13 protein-coding genes are annotated in these 16,321 nt (G+C 54.2%); 4 read left to right on the top strand and 9 right to left on the bottom strand.

The window, feature by feature from the left end; translation table 11 throughout:
- Nucleotides 1-44 precede the first annotated feature (44 nt).
- Nucleotides 45-1,184 carry an alpha/beta hydrolase gene (locus GOV79_RS20765; RefSeq protein WP_170791589.1) on the bottom strand — a complete coding sequence of 380 codons (1,140 nt, stop codon included), beginning with the start codon at nucleotides 1,182-1,184 and terminating at the stop codon, nucleotides 45-47.
- A gap of 455 nt (nucleotides 1,185-1,639) precedes the next feature.
- Between GOV79_RS20765 and GOV79_RS22660 the strand changes: the two genes are divergently transcribed.
- The 3 genes from GOV79_RS22660 to GOV79_RS20750 all read left to right on the top strand — a co-directional run bounded on the left by GOV79_RS22660 (nucleotide 1,640) and on the right by GOV79_RS20750 (nucleotide 6,539).
- Entirely contained in the window at nucleotides 1,640-1,927 is a 288-nt protein-coding gene (locus tag GOV79_RS22660; protein ID WP_170791588.1) for a helix-turn-helix domain-containing protein, read from the top strand.
- A 129-nt stretch (nucleotides 1,928-2,056) separates the two neighbouring features.
- Entirely contained in the window at nucleotides 2,057-3,682 is a 1,626-nt protein-coding gene (locus GOV79_RS20755) for a L,D-transpeptidase family protein (RefSeq protein ID WP_331252777.1), read from the top strand.
- A 112-nt stretch (nucleotides 3,683-3,794) separates the two neighbouring features.
- Complete coding sequence (locus GOV79_RS20750; RefSeq protein WP_170791587.1) at nucleotides 3,795-6,539, top strand: AsmA family protein; 2,745 nt, start codon at nucleotides 3,795-3,797, stop codon at nucleotides 6,537-6,539.
- Between the two features lie 11 nt (nucleotides 6,540-6,550).
- Here the strand turns inward: GOV79_RS20750 and GOV79_RS20745 are convergent, their stop codons facing one another.
- The gene (locus GOV79_RS20745; RefSeq protein ID WP_237218079.1) at nucleotides 6,551-6,895 is read right to left on the bottom strand and encodes a hypothetical protein; all 345 of its coding nucleotides are present in this window, start codon (nucleotides 6,893-6,895) and stop codon (nucleotides 6,551-6,553) included.
- 322 nt (nucleotides 6,896-7,217) lie between these two features.
- Here GOV79_RS20745 and GOV79_RS20740 point away from each other — a divergent pair, with 322 nt between their 5' ends.
- A complete protein-coding gene (locus GOV79_RS20740) occupies nucleotides 7,218-8,567 on the top strand; it encodes a GlxA family transcriptional regulator (RefSeq protein WP_237218078.1) in 1,350 nt (449 codons plus the stop codon).
- Here GOV79_RS20740 and GOV79_RS20735 read toward each other — a convergent pair.
- The 7 genes from GOV79_RS20735 to GOV79_RS20705 are packed head-to-tail and all read right to left on the bottom strand — an operon-like array spanning nucleotide 8,527 to nucleotide 15,995.
- Entirely contained in the window at nucleotides 8,527-9,459 is a 933-nt protein-coding gene (locus tag GOV79_RS20735; protein ID WP_170791585.1) for a 3-hydroxyacyl-CoA dehydrogenase NAD-binding domain-containing protein, read from the bottom strand. The genes GOV79_RS20740 and GOV79_RS20735 overlap by 41 nt on opposite strands.
- Nucleotides 9,459-10,190 carry an SDR family NAD(P)-dependent oxidoreductase gene (locus GOV79_RS20730; RefSeq protein ID WP_170770728.1) on the bottom strand — a complete coding sequence of 244 codons (732 nt, stop codon included), beginning with the start codon at nucleotides 10,188-10,190 and terminating at the stop codon, nucleotides 9,459-9,461. The genes GOV79_RS20735 and GOV79_RS20730 overlap by 1 nt, the downstream gene beginning before the upstream one ends.
- The gene (locus GOV79_RS20725) at nucleotides 10,190-11,608 is read right to left on the bottom strand and encodes an aminobutyraldehyde dehydrogenase (protein WP_170791584.1); all 1,419 of its coding nucleotides are present in this window, start codon (nucleotides 11,606-11,608) and stop codon (nucleotides 10,190-10,192) included. Before GOV79_RS20725 ends, GOV79_RS20730 begins: the two co-directional genes overlap by 1 nt.
- Before the next feature lie 10 nt (nucleotides 11,609-11,618).
- Entirely contained in the window at nucleotides 11,619-12,551 is a 933-nt protein-coding gene (locus tag GOV79_RS20720; protein WP_170791583.1) for a 3,5-dioxohexanoate:acetyl-CoA acetone transferase, read from the bottom strand.
- A complete protein-coding gene (locus GOV79_RS20715) occupies nucleotides 12,551-13,345 on the bottom strand; it encodes an SDR family NAD(P)-dependent oxidoreductase (RefSeq protein WP_170785380.1) in 795 nt (264 codons plus the stop codon). Before GOV79_RS20715 ends, GOV79_RS20720 begins: the two co-directional genes overlap by 1 nt.
- A complete protein-coding gene (gene betC / locus GOV79_RS20710) occupies nucleotides 13,345-14,877 on the bottom strand; it encodes a choline-sulfatase (protein WP_170791582.1) in 1,533 nt (510 codons plus the stop codon). The genes GOV79_RS20715 and betC overlap by 1 nt, the downstream gene beginning before the upstream one ends.
- A complete protein-coding gene (locus GOV79_RS20705) occupies nucleotides 14,874-15,995 on the bottom strand; it encodes an aromatic ring-hydroxylating oxygenase subunit alpha (protein ID WP_170770738.1) in 1,122 nt (373 codons plus the stop codon). The genes betC and GOV79_RS20705 overlap by 4 nt, the downstream gene beginning before the upstream one ends.
- Nucleotides 15,996-16,321: the final 326 nt, after the last annotated feature.

Genomic DNA, 16,321 nt, shown 5'->3' with positions numbered 1-16,321 from the left:
AAGCAGCTATTCGCAACACTCGGCTTGAATGACTGCTACGCGGACTAAGCAGACCTTAGGAAATCGAGCGATACATGCATAATCGTTTCCCATGCGTCTGTTCCTGGCAGAGGTACGTGATTTCTACCTTCCACGATTCTCAACTGTGCATCTCGCAGCAAAGAGGCCAGCAAGCTAGATTGGCTTACTGGATTGACGGAGTCTTCAGTTGTGTGAACTACGAGGACCGGCACCCGTACTTGGTCGAGGATGTTTGATACGTCGAAGGTGTCTATCGAACGCCTGAGTTCGATCGCTGTGTCCGGTGATGCAGAGGCCAACTGCATCTTGCACATGTCATCAATCTGTACCGCCGATGCTTCGGGCATAAATAACGTCGCATAAGCCTTGCCAAATGCACCGCTTGGCTTGCCCCAACCTTCTGATATGAGGTCAAGAAAGGTATCCGCCTGAACAGAGTTGGGTTCGGGCTCACGGACGGCGCGGCCCTGAACAAAACCACCGTACAGAACCATTCGGCTTACGCGCTCAGGATAGGCGGCCGCGAATGCCAGCGACACAGGCACCCCCTGTGAAGTCGCCCAGATCGGAAAGCGTTCGAGTCCAGCGTCGTCGGCCACAGCAAGCATGTCTTCGACCAGCCGTTCAAGCGTGAAGTCCGTCGCGGAGGCTCCCGAAAGCCCGGTCCCCCTCTGATCGTATCGCGTAAGAGAAAAATGTGCGCCAAGGCGATCAAGCGTCGGTCGCCTGACTTCACTCTCCCAATCCATATTCAGATGCGTCAGGAATTGCCCGGCCCTCATCAAAGGTGGACCTTCGCCGCTAGTAGCGTAGGCGATGACAGTGCCATCCGCGGATCGAGCAGCTTTGCTGATCTGGCGATCAGAGCGTGGTTTAGGTGTATCAGGGCTTGTCCGCGCGACGCTGGAGACTTCAACAGAGAACCGATACCCCCGCTTACTCAGCGTTTCGAGCATGCGGTTCGCACGATCGTTGTCGCCGATGGCCCGTCTGACCGCATTTATCCTGGTTGAAATAGTTGAATCTGAGACAATCCTGCCATCCCAGACATTTTCGACAAGATCGTCGCGCGAGACCACTATTTCTGGATTCCGCAAGAAGTATTCCAACACGCCGAAAACCTGCGGCTCAAGACGTACGGATTTACCTGACTTCCAAAACATCTGCCGATCAGTATCGACCGCGCAATCTCCGAAAGTGACCCTCATAGACTAAGCATGACTCAATGTGGGCAATCCGAGAAGGCCTAATTTTTCTCAAGAAAATCTGGATGCTCTCTTCAAGTATTCGCCCGCCTGCGAAGGCACAGTGTTCACGTCACACAAGGAACAAACACATGCCAACCCCTAGTTCTCTAATGCCTGACCTTCGCCAAATCGGATCTGATTGTGCATTCGGTCGCAGCCAGCAGTGCGATTACATATTTGCCGCCGTCCGTTCAGTGTTCATTCGACTTCGCCATTTAGCCAAAAAAACCCAAGACAACAGAACGCAATAATAGGTTAGTATGTCGTTCCCCGCGTTTTGGTTGATGCAGCAATCAAAATTTGAACGAAACGAGGCGACGGAAGCGGACAGTCCCATTCAAAAAGTGCTCGACTTGGCCTAGTTAGTCTCTGTGATTGACTACTCCGCATGGCCCGGCTTGGACGGGTTTGCAAAATTCATCGGTTTGCATTCTAAAACGCTGCAAAGAGAACTTACAAGACACGACACCACAGGGGCAGAACTCGTAGGCAGCGCGAAAATGCGTCAGGCGGAGCAATGGTTGACCGAGGGGCGCCTTTCCATAACAAAGATTGGAAAGAACTTGGGCTACAAAAACCTAAGTGCGTTTACGCGAACGTGTCGCCGTTGGTTTGGATCGTCGCCTTGCCGGGTAAGGCACGACCTAGATGGTCGATGATTTGCCCGTGAAGTATGTCCGCTTTGCCAGCAAAACCTGAGAACAACAAATTACGATTTGATTATACAAAATGTTGGAGTATCCTTTTTCGAAGCACCCACATATAGATTGGCTGTTTAGGAGGGGACGGTGAAAGTTCTTAGATCAGCGGTAGCAACTGTACTGACTGCAACGCTGATGACTTGCCCCAATTTAGGCGCAGCAGACCAAGTCTCGGAGCAGATAGAAGCGCTGCTACGGTCAAATACGAATGCGAGTGGCACACTTTCTAACAGTAAGAGTTTGGACGCAGGAATCCTTGTGCCTCGTTTCTATGCAGACAGAGAATTTGCGCCAGCTTGGACAAGTTTTGAATTGGTCGACGAACTATTTCAGGAGTTGGATGGAGCAATTGATCAGGGCTTTACGCCGAGTGATTTCAAGCTAGAAGAGCTTCGATCCGCTTTCAAAGACTCACAGGCTGGCGATGCCTCAAATAAAGCCCTGTTCGACATTTTGGCAACCGACGCCGCAGTAAAACTCGTGCATCATTTGGTTTTTGGAAAAGTCGATCCAAACGCATTGGACGACGATTGGAACTTCTCAAAACCAGTAATTCAACAAGACCCTTCCATTGTATTGAACCAATTTCTTCAAGGTGAAGGCTTCAGCGCTTTGATTGAACGCATCGATATCGACAATGCGCAATATACGATGCTCGTTGATGCATTGCGCAAATACAGAGCTATTGCATCAAAGGGAGGCTGGAACAAAGTCCCCGAAGAAACAGTTCTGAAGCCGGAAATGGTGGATCCTGCCGTCGCCGAACTGCGAAAAAGGCTAGCGACGGAAGGCTACGATGGAACAAATGAATTTCCAGAAATCAGGCAAAACGGCATAGATCCAGCTTGGGTTTATGACGATTACTTGGTGCAGTTGGTTAAATCCTTTCAAAATCGTCATGGCTTGGAAGCAGATGGCGTCGTTGGTGGTAAGACTTTCGCGTCTCTCAACAAACCTGTCGAAGATCGCATAAACAAGTTGCGCCTCAGCCTGGAACGAGGCCGTTGGCTCATGCGGGAAATCGACGAAGAGTTCGTGCTGGTAAATATTGCAGGCGCTCGTACTTACTTGGTCACATCTGGCGGGACGCTTTGGACCACCCGATCAATCACAGGTTCAGCCTACCGCAAAACCCCAGTGTTCCGAGATGAGATTGAATACATGGAATTCAATCCGACTTGGACCGTTCCCGCCTCGATTTTTCGGAAAGACAAGCTTTCGCGCATCCGCAAGGATCCTGCCTATCTGGCGCGCAACAACTACTTAGTTCGGAACAAAGACGGTCACACAATTCCTGCCAACGCTGTGAACTGGGGGGCAAAGAATCCCGGCGTCACTTTGGTTCAGCAGCCGGGCCCAGAGAATGCGTTAGGTTTAGTCAAGTTCATGTTTCCCAATAAATACGCAGTATACTTGCATGATACCAACGACCGCAGCCTTTTCGACCGAAATGAGCGGAACCTAAGTTCCGGCTGCGTGCGTCTTGAGTATCCGTTCGAATTTGCCAGCCTTTTGATGGAGGGAGAGCCGGACTGGAGCCGGCAAAAGATGCAATCCATTCTCGATAGCGGGAAGACAACGCGCGTTAACCTACCCAAGCCCATGCCGGTCCTTTTGACCTATTGGACTGCGTGGGTTGAAGATGGGGCTGTTCATTTCCGTGAGGACCCATACGAACGAGATGCTCGAATACTTGCGGCTTTGGACCGATGAACACGTCATCCTCAAAGAGATGCGCTATTCTGAGTGTGCTAAATTGCTAGTAGGATTGGTGACCTCCAATTGGCAGAAATTCGAAGCAGTGTGAGCTGCAATAGGGGAGCACATGAGGGTTTGGCTCGTAAGAATAGTTGGGCTTGTTGCATTTCTCGCCTTCACTGCCGTCGCTTTTGTCTGGTTGTTGCTTGCCGCTCCGATGTTCTCGGACATCCGGCGCGGCCTTGTGGAAAGAGTTCTTTCGGAACAAATTGGTCGGCCACTTCTTGTCAACGATGATGTAAGCGTCGCGCTTGGCCGCACGAGTTACATTCACGTCGGTGGCGTGGTCATCCCGAGCCAGACAATGCCGGAGTCACCTCTTGTAGAGTTGAACCTGCTGGAACTGGAGCTGGACATTGTCGCCTTGACCAACGGTCGTCTGTATTTTGACAATCTCGTCGTGGAAGGGCTCCAAGCAAATCTTCTTACAGCCGCAGACGGCACAACAAGCTGGCGAAAAGGCAGGCCAACACCCGGGCCCGTATCCGAGGAACCTGTATCAGCGGATGATCAAAAAGACGTAGCTAGCGCTGATAGTATCGATGAAAGCGACTCCGAAAGCAGTGGGATCCTGAACTTCCTGAGCGACAAGAACGTCAGTTTCACGTCAATCGGGTTAAACATCGACGACAAGGTCTCGGGCTTCTCGTTTGTGTTTGACCTTCAGTCACTCGCGCTCGAACAAGTAGATAATGGACAAAGAACAAAGGTCTCTGGTTCCGGCTCCGTAAACGGTCAGGGTTTCGAAATCGAAGGCGACTACCCCCATGACGCGCCATTTAAGACGCGAGCGAGTTTTGGAGAAATGACCGTGAGCTATGATGGCGAGCCCTTCACGGAAGACGAAGGTGGTGGCTATCGAGCTGTGTTGGAGATGGACACCGGTGAATTCGGTGATTTTCTAGATGTCATTGGGTTGGAACGCGTTTTGGAAGGGAATGGCCAGTTGCAGGCTGAGCTCGTGTCTCAGGACGCCCTGAAGATCGAGGCGTTTACAACTACCGTAAGCCTGGAGGATGGACAAAAACTCGAAGCTGAAGGTTCAATAGATGACCTCTACACCGCTCAGGGCGTCGATCTGCTTTTCAACGCACGGCTTCATCCGGAAGGACAGCCGCCGCCAGCAGCAAAAAGTATCCAAGAACTGAAGTTTACTGGCTTTGAAATGCATATGGTCGGATCCCTGGCTTCCTTCGAATTCGAGAAGTTGCTGTTCCAAACCAATGCATTTGACCAAGGGCTGGACGTAATCGGCCCAGCCTCAATCGAAAGCATTCGCCGCATGCCAGACGGACGGCTCGCCATGTTGGGCATTGCGCTACAAGCCGGTCCAATTGAAGAGCCTGTCCTGAAAGCCGAAGGTGAAATCCTCGATCTGCTTCAGCTTCAGGACGTGACTTTCGATGGGGAGCTAAACGGGCCCGCCAAGTTGATTTTGCCCAACCTCGATAAAGACTACGTTGACCAGTTCGGCGGCATCAAAGCCGACTTCAACGTATCCAATGCGGGCGGGCCGGTTTCTCTCAACAGGTTTAACGCGACCACTTACGACACCGATCTATGGGCGCTTGATCTTGCACTATCCGTCAACGAGCTAAAAGGGCTGGCCGGTCTCGATTTTGATGTGGAATTGGATGTCGACGACAGCGTCGAGTTTCTGACCGCAGTTAATCTACAACCTGTCGAGCTCGGGGCACTAGCTATCGATGCTGAAACCTCCAAACAGGGCGAGGACTTTGATGCCGCAATCCAGTTCGAAGCCGGGTCTTCGCATCTCCTTGCGACTTTGAACGCAAATTTCCCCGAGGGCACTTCTGTTGTTCGGGGCAACATCACGAGCGAAAAGCTCGATCTCAACGACCTGAAGAACCTGACTGCCGTGCTGAACCAACTGAAAAGTCTGGTAGGGGAGACCTCAAAAGAACCTGAAGCCGAAGTGCAACCTTTAGTTTCACCGAAGGAGACAGACGTGCAGCCCTTGGTATTGCCAAAGGAAAAAGGGAAACCTGCCGATCTTCTGGATGTGCAGCGCGTGCTACGAGAAGCTGACGTCGAGGTTCAGATCGAATTCAAAGAGATTGTAGGCCAGCAAGGTGTAACGTCTGTTTCAAGCCAATTGTCAGCAAAAGAAGGAACCGTGGATTTCGGCCCCCTTCAGTTGGCTTACGGTGGCGGAAACTTCAGCCTTCGGGCGGTCATGGACCTGATTGATTCACCCGATAGGCTTTCATTGTCGGGATCAACCTCGGGATGGGAATTCGGTGAGATCCTTGATGAATTGGGAATTGGTATTGATGCCTATGGCCGTTTGAGCGGAGAGTTCAACGTTTCTGGCAGTACCGCCTCAGGCAAGGCCTTCATCAATTCCATGCGTGGCAATGCGTCTTTGTCGATGTCAAAGGGCTATATCAGTACCAGTTTGCTGGAGTTAGCCGGGCTGGGCATCTTCCCATGGCTGTTTTCGGAGGAGTTCCGACAAGGCTATACCGACATCACTTGCGTGGTCGCCCCGGTTGAAATTCAAGCTGGGCGGGTGAGCTCAAACTCCATCGTTATTGAAACGGGATCGGTTCAATTGGTTGCAAAAGGGCAAGTGGATTGGCTGAACGATACGATAGCAATAAGAGCGGAGCCGCGGCGCGTTGGCAAACCCCTATCCCGAAGCGCTTGGCCCTTTGATGTAACGGGCCAGCTTACGTCACCAAAGTTCAAGCTGGATGTGGGTGGGTCGAGAAACAAGGCCCCGGAAGGCGCTGATGCCATGCCTGCCGACAGGCAGCCATGTGTGCCGGACATCAATCAATTGCAATAATCGGGCGCGTCCTAGTTCTTCAGCGGTTCCGGCTGCTCGGCCTGACACGCCAGAACGGCCTCAATGGCTTTAGCAGATCCGCTGAGATCGAGTTCAACCTCGGCCCCGCTTTCGCCAATGATCGTAACGCTTTGGCGCTTTCCAAACTCGGTTACAAACGCCGGGTTGTCGAAAAAGGCGTAGCCACCGGGAACTCCATTCTTGTAGACACCCACGGCTTCTCCTTCGAATTTCGCATCACCAAAGTCGAACCTTACGATGCCCGTCGCACCGTCTTCGATTTGAACCCAGGCCGGATTAAAGGCAGCAAAGAAGCCGCCAGCCTGATTGGGTGCTGCACCAATTTCAACGGTCATGTCATTTTCAAAGGGCTTCCACGCGAGACAGCCGTTGCCCTTTTCGGGATCAATCAGGATTGTCCAGTCCCCGGAATCACCCCACCGCTCCATACCAGCGGCATGAAGTAAGCTTGCACAAAACAAAGCCAATGTTGTCAGCGCATACCTGTACATTTTTAACCCCAGATTAGTTTTGAAGGTTTACCCATCCTACCGATCAAGGAAGATCAATCAAACGATACAGAAGAAGCTTAACCAGGTCACAAGTTGTTGGAGCGCAACAGTGAAGTCTGCTTCCTGCTCATAGCCGTATACGCTGCTATTGGAAGGAATGCCCGGTTTGAACAGTCTGCTGCACTTTGCAAAGTCCGCTTTCTGCGCATTGCTGTCATTGGGACATCGCGCGGCAGCGGTCAAAATGGGCTCGCTGCCGTCGTTAGTTGCGGTTTGCCCAAATGACCGTTTCGCGGACAAAGCGGATAGTCAAATGAAGTGCGGGAATTTCTGCTGTCGACCAGTTGCTGACATCTGGCATTTACCGTCGATGCAGAGATGCGGCCCCCCAAGGCGACATTCGCTGCGGCCGCAACATAAACGCAGTTCATTTGACAAATTCAGACGCGTTTTGACAAAATCAGACATGTCCAGTCCAATCATAACCCAGCATGAAATAATCGCTCTCGTGACTCCACATTTCAATGCGTCGGCGACAACGTCGTTCATTGATCCGTTTCGCGTGGCTAACTACTTGTCAGGGAGAAATAAGTTTTCGTGGACCCTTGTCTCAGAAAACGGCGGCGGGATCGAGGCCAGCAATGGGATGCTGATTGAAACCGCCCCCGTTAAAGACGTCAATGCAAGCAACCCTTGGCTCGTTCTTGTTAGTTCAAGCTGGACGCCCGAGCGCTACACGTCGCACGAGCTTCGCAATTTGTTTCAAAAGTGGTGGCGGTCGGGCGCGATCATCGGTGGATTGGACACAGGCGCGATCATACTTGCAAACGCAGGTATGCTGAAGGGAAAGACAGCGACGGTTCATTACGAACATATCGATGCATTCATCGAAATCGCCCCGGATACGGACGTGTCTGAGAATATGTTCGTGCAAGATGACCGCATATTCACGTGTTGCGGGGGCACGGCGTCTACTGATGCGGGGCTGCGGTTAGTGCATGCGGTGGCCGGCGAGAGCATTGCGAATGCGACGGCGCGGTATCTGTTTCATCACGAGGTTCGAGGCGAAGGGCGTTCGCAGAACCCCAAAGTCGTCGAGCCAATGGGCTATGTCACGTCTGGCGTTGTGCGAGCGGCAATCGACTTAATGGAAGCCCACCTCGAAACGACGCTGTCGATACCTGAGATCGCGGAAAGACTGGGTGTCTCACAACGTCAGCTCAGCCGATTGTTCGATCAGTACGTGTACAAATCACCTGTCGCCTATTATCGCGACATTCGCTTGGACCGGGCCCGCGGACTGGTTACCCAAACCGAATTGAAATTCAGTGAGATCGCGGCCGCATCCGGGTTCAACAGTCAGGTTCATTTCAGCCGCGCCTATAATCAACGGTTCGGTTTAACACCAAGCGCAGATCGGATCGAAGGTCGCGTCCCTTTCGAGTTCCGCGCCTGGCCGATGTACAAGCCGGATCTCAAGAGCGATGCGGACGCGTCGCGATCTGCATCGCCGTAAGCATTTTGTCCCGCTTCGCGGATAGCTCCGCCGTGGTTTTGCCCTCGGATGCTTTAACCATGCCGTCGACCAACAGTTTTACGGTATAGTCGTCTAGTCGTGGATCGCCCAGATCGTCCCACCATCCGTTAAACGTGTCTTTGAAATGGTCGCAAAAACCCTGTAACCCGCCCTCACCGGCGCCAAGGTGAAACAGGGTTGTCGGCCCCATGGCAGCCCATCGCAGTCCCGGCCCGGCCCACATGGCTTTGTCGATGTCTTCGACGCTCGCCACGCCTTTGACAACCATGTGTACCGCCTCACGCCAGATGGCCGCTTGCAGACGGTTGGCAACATGTCCTGGCATCCCCTTGTTGATGCGGATGGTCACCTTGCCGATGTCGACGTAGAAGGCTTCAGTCTGGTCTAACACTCCCGCCCCTGTTTCTGAGTTAGCCGTAAGTTCGACCAAGGGGATCAGGTGCGGTGGATTGAATGGGTGACCAAGGATTAAAGGGCTTGGGTCTTTCCAACCTTTTTGTAACGCCTCCAACGTCAGACCGGAGGTCGAGCTTGAGACAATCACGCCGGGTTGCAGCAGGGGCTCTATCTCTCGGTAGGTTGCGTGTTTGAGCGTCAGCCGTTCTGGCACGTTTTCCTGCACGAACTGGGCAGTTTGCACCGCTTCACCCGCGCGCGCAACAAAGCGCAATGCGTCAGGCGTGGCGCGCGCGGTTAGCCCTAATTCGTCCAAGGCGGGCCACGCCCTTTCAATGTACTTTCGCACGTTGGTTTCCGCGTTCGGATCAGGATCGAACACCGTCACGCAGCGCCCCGCTGCAAGAAAAAGCGCAGTCCAACTCGCGCCAATGACGCCAGCACCCAAAACGGCTGTATGTACAATCTCGTCCATCAGAAAAGCCCCGGGTAAAGCGGTGACGCAGCGGTCATACCGCCGTCAATTACAAAGAGCTGACCTGTCGCGAATGCAGCTTCGTTCGAGGCCAACCAAACCGCCATGGCGGCAATATCGTCAGGCTTACCGAACCGGCGAACAGCGTGACGGGCCAGTGCGTCCTGCTTCGCTTTTGCAGGGTCGTCAGCAAGATCAAACCCTGCATCGAGCATTCCGGTTTCGATCCAGCCAGGACAAATTGCGTTGCAACGAATGTCTGGTCCGTGATCCACGGCGATGGAACGCGTCAGCCCGTGCACGAACGCTTTTGACGCATTGTAAAGCGCCATGGACGGGTCCGCGACGTTGCCAGAAATCGAGCCGATGTTAATAATCGATCCGCCTTTGGGCATAAGCGGGACAAACGCGCGGCAGCAGTTAAAAACGCCACGTGCATTTACGCCCATCACCAGTTCCCAGTCGGCATCCGTGGTATCAACCACAGTTTTCTCGACCTGCACACCCGCATTGTTGACCAGAATGTCCGTCGCCTCGGCGATGATGTTCACTGCCGCAGGATCTGACACGTTGAGCTCATGCCAAACGACATCTTCAGGCAGTCCGCCGGGTCGAGGCCCACGTCCGCAAGTCGTAACGGTCGCGCCCTCGCTCAAAAACGCGTCTACGATACCGCGGCCAATGCCTTGCCTGCCGCCCGTCACAAAAGCGCACTTGCCCGCCAACCGCATCAGTGTGCCACCATCACGTGCCGGATCGCGGTATAGGCATCCAAGGCGTAAACTGACATGTCGCTGCCTGTACCCGAGCCTTTCATCGCGGCCCACGGCATTTCGGGCGTGGCAACGCCGTGGGTGTTCACCCATGTGAAACCATAGCGCAGCTTAGAAGTCATATTCATGGCGCGTCCCACATCGCGGGTCCAAACCGAGGATGCCAAACCATAGCTGGCTGAATTTGCGATCTTCAATGCCTCTTCCGCATCCGAGAACCGGGAAACGGTGACAACAGGACCAAAGATTTCATTACAGGCAACCTCCGCGTCGTTGTCTACATTGGCGATGACTGTGGGCTTGTAGAAGAATCCGTCGCCGTCGCCTGCGGCGCCGCCTGAGACGATCTCCGCAGCGTTGCGCGCGCGGTTAACAAAACCAGCGACACGGTCGCGTTGAGAAGCGGACACAAGCGGCCCCATTTCCGTGCCTTTGGCCTTAGGCGCACCGATCTGGATCTGGTCAACCTGATCCTGAATTGCAGCTACGATCTGGTCATAAACACCATCAGCCACCATGATGCGGCAGGGTTGCGCGCAGTCCTGACCGGCGTTGAAATAGCTGCCATATCGAATCGTCTCGACTACAGCATCAAGATCTGCGTCTTCGAATACTATGACCGGGGCCTTCCCTCCCAGTTCAAGATGCACGTGACGGATTTGCTGAGAAGCCGCGCGCATAGCCGCCATGCCGGTAGCTGGTGACCCCGTGATCGTTATCGCCTCCATCTCTGGGCTGTTGATCAACGCGTCACCAACGGACGGGCCGCGTCCGTGGATCACGTTCAGCACGCCCTTGGGAAGGACATCCTGTAATAGCTCCGCCAGACGCAGCGTAGACAGCGGCGTCAGTTCAGAGGGTTTCAGTACTAAAGGACAGCCTGTCGCAACCGGCGCGGCCAGCTTCCATGACGCCATCATCAACGGATAGTTCCACGGCGCAATTGCAGCCACAGGCCCGACTGGATCACGGCGGATCATGGATGTGTGGCCTGCAACGTACTCGCCGGTCGCAGACCCTGTCATGGTGCGAGCAGCGCCTGCGAAGAAACGAAAGACGTCGATGGTCAGCGGCATCTCGTCATCGTGCGCAGATGGCCACGGTTTGCCGACATCCAAGCTTTCCAGCTCGGCCAGTTCTTGGCTATGCGCTTCGATCACATCAGCGATCTGCAGCAGCAACGCCGCGCGCTCTGCCGGAGGGGTTCTCGCGAATGCGTCAAACGCTTCTGCAGAGCTACGGGTCGCCGCCTTAATCTGCTCCGGGCTTGCCTCGCGTACCGCCTCGAGCACCTCGCCTGTCGCTGGGTTCAGGACATCGAGTGCCTCGCCTGTGCCTTCGACCAGCTCGCCGTTTATCAGCATTTTCGTTTGCATAGGTCCCTCCCTAGAACCCAACCTGATCGCCGCCCTTTAGCGCCAGACGCGCGCGCGCCTCTTCTGGAGAAGCAACTGTCAGACCCAGATTTTCCATGATGCTGCGGATGCGAATGACCTGCTGCGCATTTGACGTCGCAAGCTCGCCTTTGCCGATAAAGAGGCTGTCCTCCAGCCCGACGCGCAGGTTTCCGCCGCGCATCGCGCTTAGGGTGGCAAAGGGCATCTGATGCCGCCCTGCCGCCAGCACTGACCATTCGTAATTCTCGGGCCCAAACAGTTTGTTAGCGGTGTTGTGCATATGAACCAGATGATCGGGATCCGCAGCAACTCCGCCCAAGATGCCAAAAACCATCTGAATAAAGAATGGCGGCTTGATAATGCCCTGATCTACGAACCATTTGACGTTGTATAGGTGGCCCAGGTCATAGCATTCGAACTCGAATTTGGTGCCGTGATCGCCGCCGAGCTTTTCGATCGCATAGCGGATCGTTTTGAACGTGTTGGGAAAGATGAAATCTTCGGTCATCTCAAGAAACGGGCGTTCCCAGTCGAATTGAAATTCGGTGTACTTTTGCAGCATCGGGAAGATGCCAAAATTCATCGACCCCATATTCAAGCTAGCCATCTCCGGGCTGGCAGACGTTGCCGCCAAAAGCCGGTCATCCATCGACATCCCCAGCCCGCCACCTGTCGAGACGTTTATCACAGCGTCAGTAGACTGCTTTATGACCGGCAAAAACTGAGCAAACAGTTCGGGACGAGGATCAGGTTTGCCAGTCTCTGGATGGCGGGCGTGCAGGTGGATGATCGATGCACCGGCTTGGGCGGCTTCAATGCTGGCGGTGGCAATCTCAGCAGGGGTAACCGGCAGGTGCGGCGACATGGAAGGGGTATGGATACCGCCCGTGGGTGCGCAGGTGATGATAACGGACTTTGGCATCAGAGTTTCATCTGCTGAACTTGCGCCGACAGCCCGCCATCGAGCACCCAAAGCTGACCGGAGGCATAGCGCGCTTCATCTGAGGCCAGCCAATTAACCAGATTGGCAATGTCCGTGGGTGTGCCATAGGTGCGCATCGGATGCACGTCTCGCACGGCCTTTTGCAGTGTTTCAATATTGCCGCCACCCCCGCCAGAACCATCACCGTTGAAAAAACTCTGTAGCATCGGTGTATCGATGTAGCCTGGGCAGATCGCATTGACGCGGATGCCTTCGGGACCATGATCGCAAGCCATGGCGCGAGTCAGCGCATGCACCGCGCCCTTCGTGGCGCAATAGGCAGCAAGGCCGGGATCGGCGATGAACCCGTCATACGAACCGAAATTGATCAGGCTGGCGCTGCTGCCCGACTTCGCAGCTTCACGCATCAGCGGCAGTGCGTATTTTGAAGTCAGGAATGTCCCCGTCGAGTTCACAGCAAAGCTCTGATTCCATTCCTCAAGCGTGGTTTCCTCCACGGTCTTTTCGATTTCGATCCCTGCGGCGTTCACCAAAATATCCAGTTTTCCCTGTCCTCGTCGCACTGCTTGCATTGCGGCGATAGCATCGGCCTCTTGCGTTACATCAAGTTTCAAAAAGATGCTGCCATCGTCGTCATGGGCATTGAGCGATCCATGGGGTGTGAGATCGGCAGCGTAGACCGTAGCACCTTCCTTTATGAACCGCGCCACAATCGCGCGTCCTATGCCGCCGCGTGCGCCAGTCACCAGCGCGATTTTTCCGTCAAGCTTCATCAATTCTGGTCCTTCAAAGGGGGATAGCGGTAGCGATTTGCGGCTGCGGTCCAATCCATATGGTTTCGCACGTATTGCTGGCTGGCGTCGCTCGGCGGGTTGTAGTCCCAACTTTCGCTTGCACCTGCTTCCATCGCAGCGTGCAGGGCCCGACGAGATTTTTGCGTTGCGATGATCTGTTTGCGCAGTGCTTTGCCATCCCAACGCGCGGCAACCTCCGCCGCAAAGTTTGACGCCGCATCGGCATATTCCGCATCTGCCGCGACATTGCGCATTTCCAAGGGATCTACGCTGAGATCATAAAGCTGAGCTGGATCACTGTCGCAATGAATGTATTTCAACACCCCGCGCCGGATCATTATCACGGGATAGCCCGTCATCTCTGCGCAGTATTCACCAATTGCTTCGTCAACCGGGTCGTCCTCGCCACGCATCAAGGGGACCAAACTGCGCCCGTCTATCGGTTCACCGAGCATTGACAGGTCGCCGCCGGCAAGTTCGATAAACGTTGGCAAAAGATCCACGAGCGAAACAGCATTACGCGCTGTCCCGACAGCAACGCCCGGCCCGGCCATGACCATGGGCACCCGGGCTGAATGTTCAAAGAAGTTCATCTTGTACCAGAGGCCACGCTCGCCCAGCATATCGCCGTGATCAGCAGTGACTATGACAATAGTGTTGTCCAGTTCTCCAATTTCCTCGAGGGTCTGAACAAGCTCACCTATCTTGCTGTCAAAATAGCTGACGTTGGCGAGATATGCCCGGCGGGCACGGCACACTTCCTCTTCCGTCAAGGGCACATACGAGGCTTCGATCCCGTCCAGCAAACGCCGAGAAAACGGATCTTGATCCTCAAGCTTTGGCACAAACGCCGGCATGTCGATGTTATCATCGGAGTAAAGGTTCCACCATTCGGGACGCGCCACATACGGATCGTGCGGATGGATGAAACTCGCCACCATAGCAAAAGGCGCATCCAGCCCGAGCGCCTTGTCCCTTGCGGCATTGATCAGCCAGCGTTTGGCGGCAAAAGCGACCTCGTCATCAAAATCGATCTGGAATGTCGCATGCGCCAGACCGCTTTCTTTAACGGTCTGCATGTTGTGATACCACTTATCGATCCGCTCGTCAGGAGCTTCCCAATCCGGGGTCCAGGCAAAGTCCGCGGGGTAGATATCGGTGGTCACGCGATCCTCAAACCCGTGCATCTGATCGGGACCGACAAAGTGCATCTTGCCGGACAGGCACGTGCGATAGCTGAGCGATTTCAGATAATGTGCAAAAGTGGGCACTGACGCTTTGAATTCAGACGCGTTGTCATATGCCGCAATCCGGCTGATGTTCTGCCCTGACATAAAGGCAAAGCGCGACGGGGCGCAGAGCGGCGAGTTGCAGTAAGCTGCATCAAAGCGCATCCCGCGCGCAGCCAACGCGTCCAAATGCGGAGTCTTGGCGATCTTATGTCCGTATGCCCCGGTGAAATGCGGCGCCAGTTGGTCCGCCATGATCACCAGAATATTCGGCCGCGTCACGCGGCACCTTTTTCGTAGGCGTCCAGAACAAGCCCGTGGAAATGGTGAACCGCGTGTTCCGATTTGCCCGAGCCATCGGGATCATGAACAATCCGCCCTTGCGTGAACGCCGGCGTATTCATCCCGCGCTGTACACTTTCCACGAGGTTGATGTCTTCGACCTGAAGCACTTCGTCCAAGTATCGGATCGCATCTAACTCCATCTCGTCAGGCTCAGGCGTTTCAAGGAAAAAGTCGTAGGTTTCCAGTGTCCGATCCGGGTCCACGGGAATGATGTTCAACACAATCATGCTGGAGCGTCCGGGATAACGCATCAGGCACGTTGTCGGGTAAAGCCACCAAACGGCATGAGTCTTAACTGTCGCATTGGAAACGTCATAGGCGCTATTCGCGTTTTGACCCGCGTCCGCCATATGGCTGGAATAAATACCGTGGGTCGTCACCTTATAGGTGTCCATATCCACCAGATCGCAGAAGTCCTTGTGCGCGGTCGGGCAGTGATAGCACTCAAGGAAATTGTCGACGACGTTTTTCCAGTTCGACTTGATATCATAGGTCAGCCGATGGCCGAATGTCAGCTGATCCACATCAGGTGCCCAATGGCGCACCTCCGTTTCAAGGTTCCCGGATTGTTCAGCGAGGGGTCGCGCATTCGGATCGAGGTTAACGAAAACAAAGCCACAGAATTCTTCGACCTGCACTTCATCAAGGCAAATTTCACCCGGGTTGAAATCAACAAGGCTCTCAGTATGCGGCGCGCGCGCCAACTGCCCGTCCAGCTTGTAGACCCAAGCATGATAGGGACACATGATCCGCGTCGTGTTGCCTTCTCCTGACAGAAGCTCATGCGCGCGGTGCTTGCAGACATTATAAAAGGCCCGCAGAATTCCTTCCTTGCCGCGTACAATCGCAATCGGATTGCCCGCGATTTCCACGGTGCAATAAGCGCCCGGCTCGCGGGTCTTCTCAACATGACAAACCCATTGCCAAGTCCGAGCGATTACCGATTTCAGATCCGCATCGAACCACGAGTGATCCGTATAGGCCTCTGCCTTCAGGGAGTAGGAACGGGCTGGATCGCTACTGTAACCGCCAGAGATTTCAGCATCGTCGTTCATAACGTCCTCCCTTGCTTTGCAGCAGTGTAGGCAATCCAGCTGAAACGGTTTAACTAAAACCGCCGCAAGTTTAACATTTTTAGGCTTCGCTCGCCTATATTGGTCCCTTCGACTTTTTGGTCGTGTTCGCCTAGTCAAACGTCATTATGTTGGCTGGGAAGGATGCTTCAGGTTATGCCCAACTCGAAATGCGCACCCGCAGAGAACGTTTGCTCTCCGGCCATATCAACCGATGCTGCGTCCACAACTAGCGTCGCCTTTAGTCTTGGTGCGTACCTTCGCTGAAGTTCGTACCAACTTCCGCTTTGCGAACAAACCAGCATAAA

Origin of the sequence: Ruegeria lacuscaerulensis (assembly GCF_013034745.1) — a bacterium.
Classification (GTDB): Bacteria; Pseudomonadota; Alphaproteobacteria; order Rhodobacterales; family Rhodobacteraceae; genus Ruegeria; species Ruegeria lacuscaerulensis_B.
The sequence above is the reverse complement of the archived record's forward strand: the minus strand, read 5'-3'. Positions and strand labels throughout refer to the sequence as shown.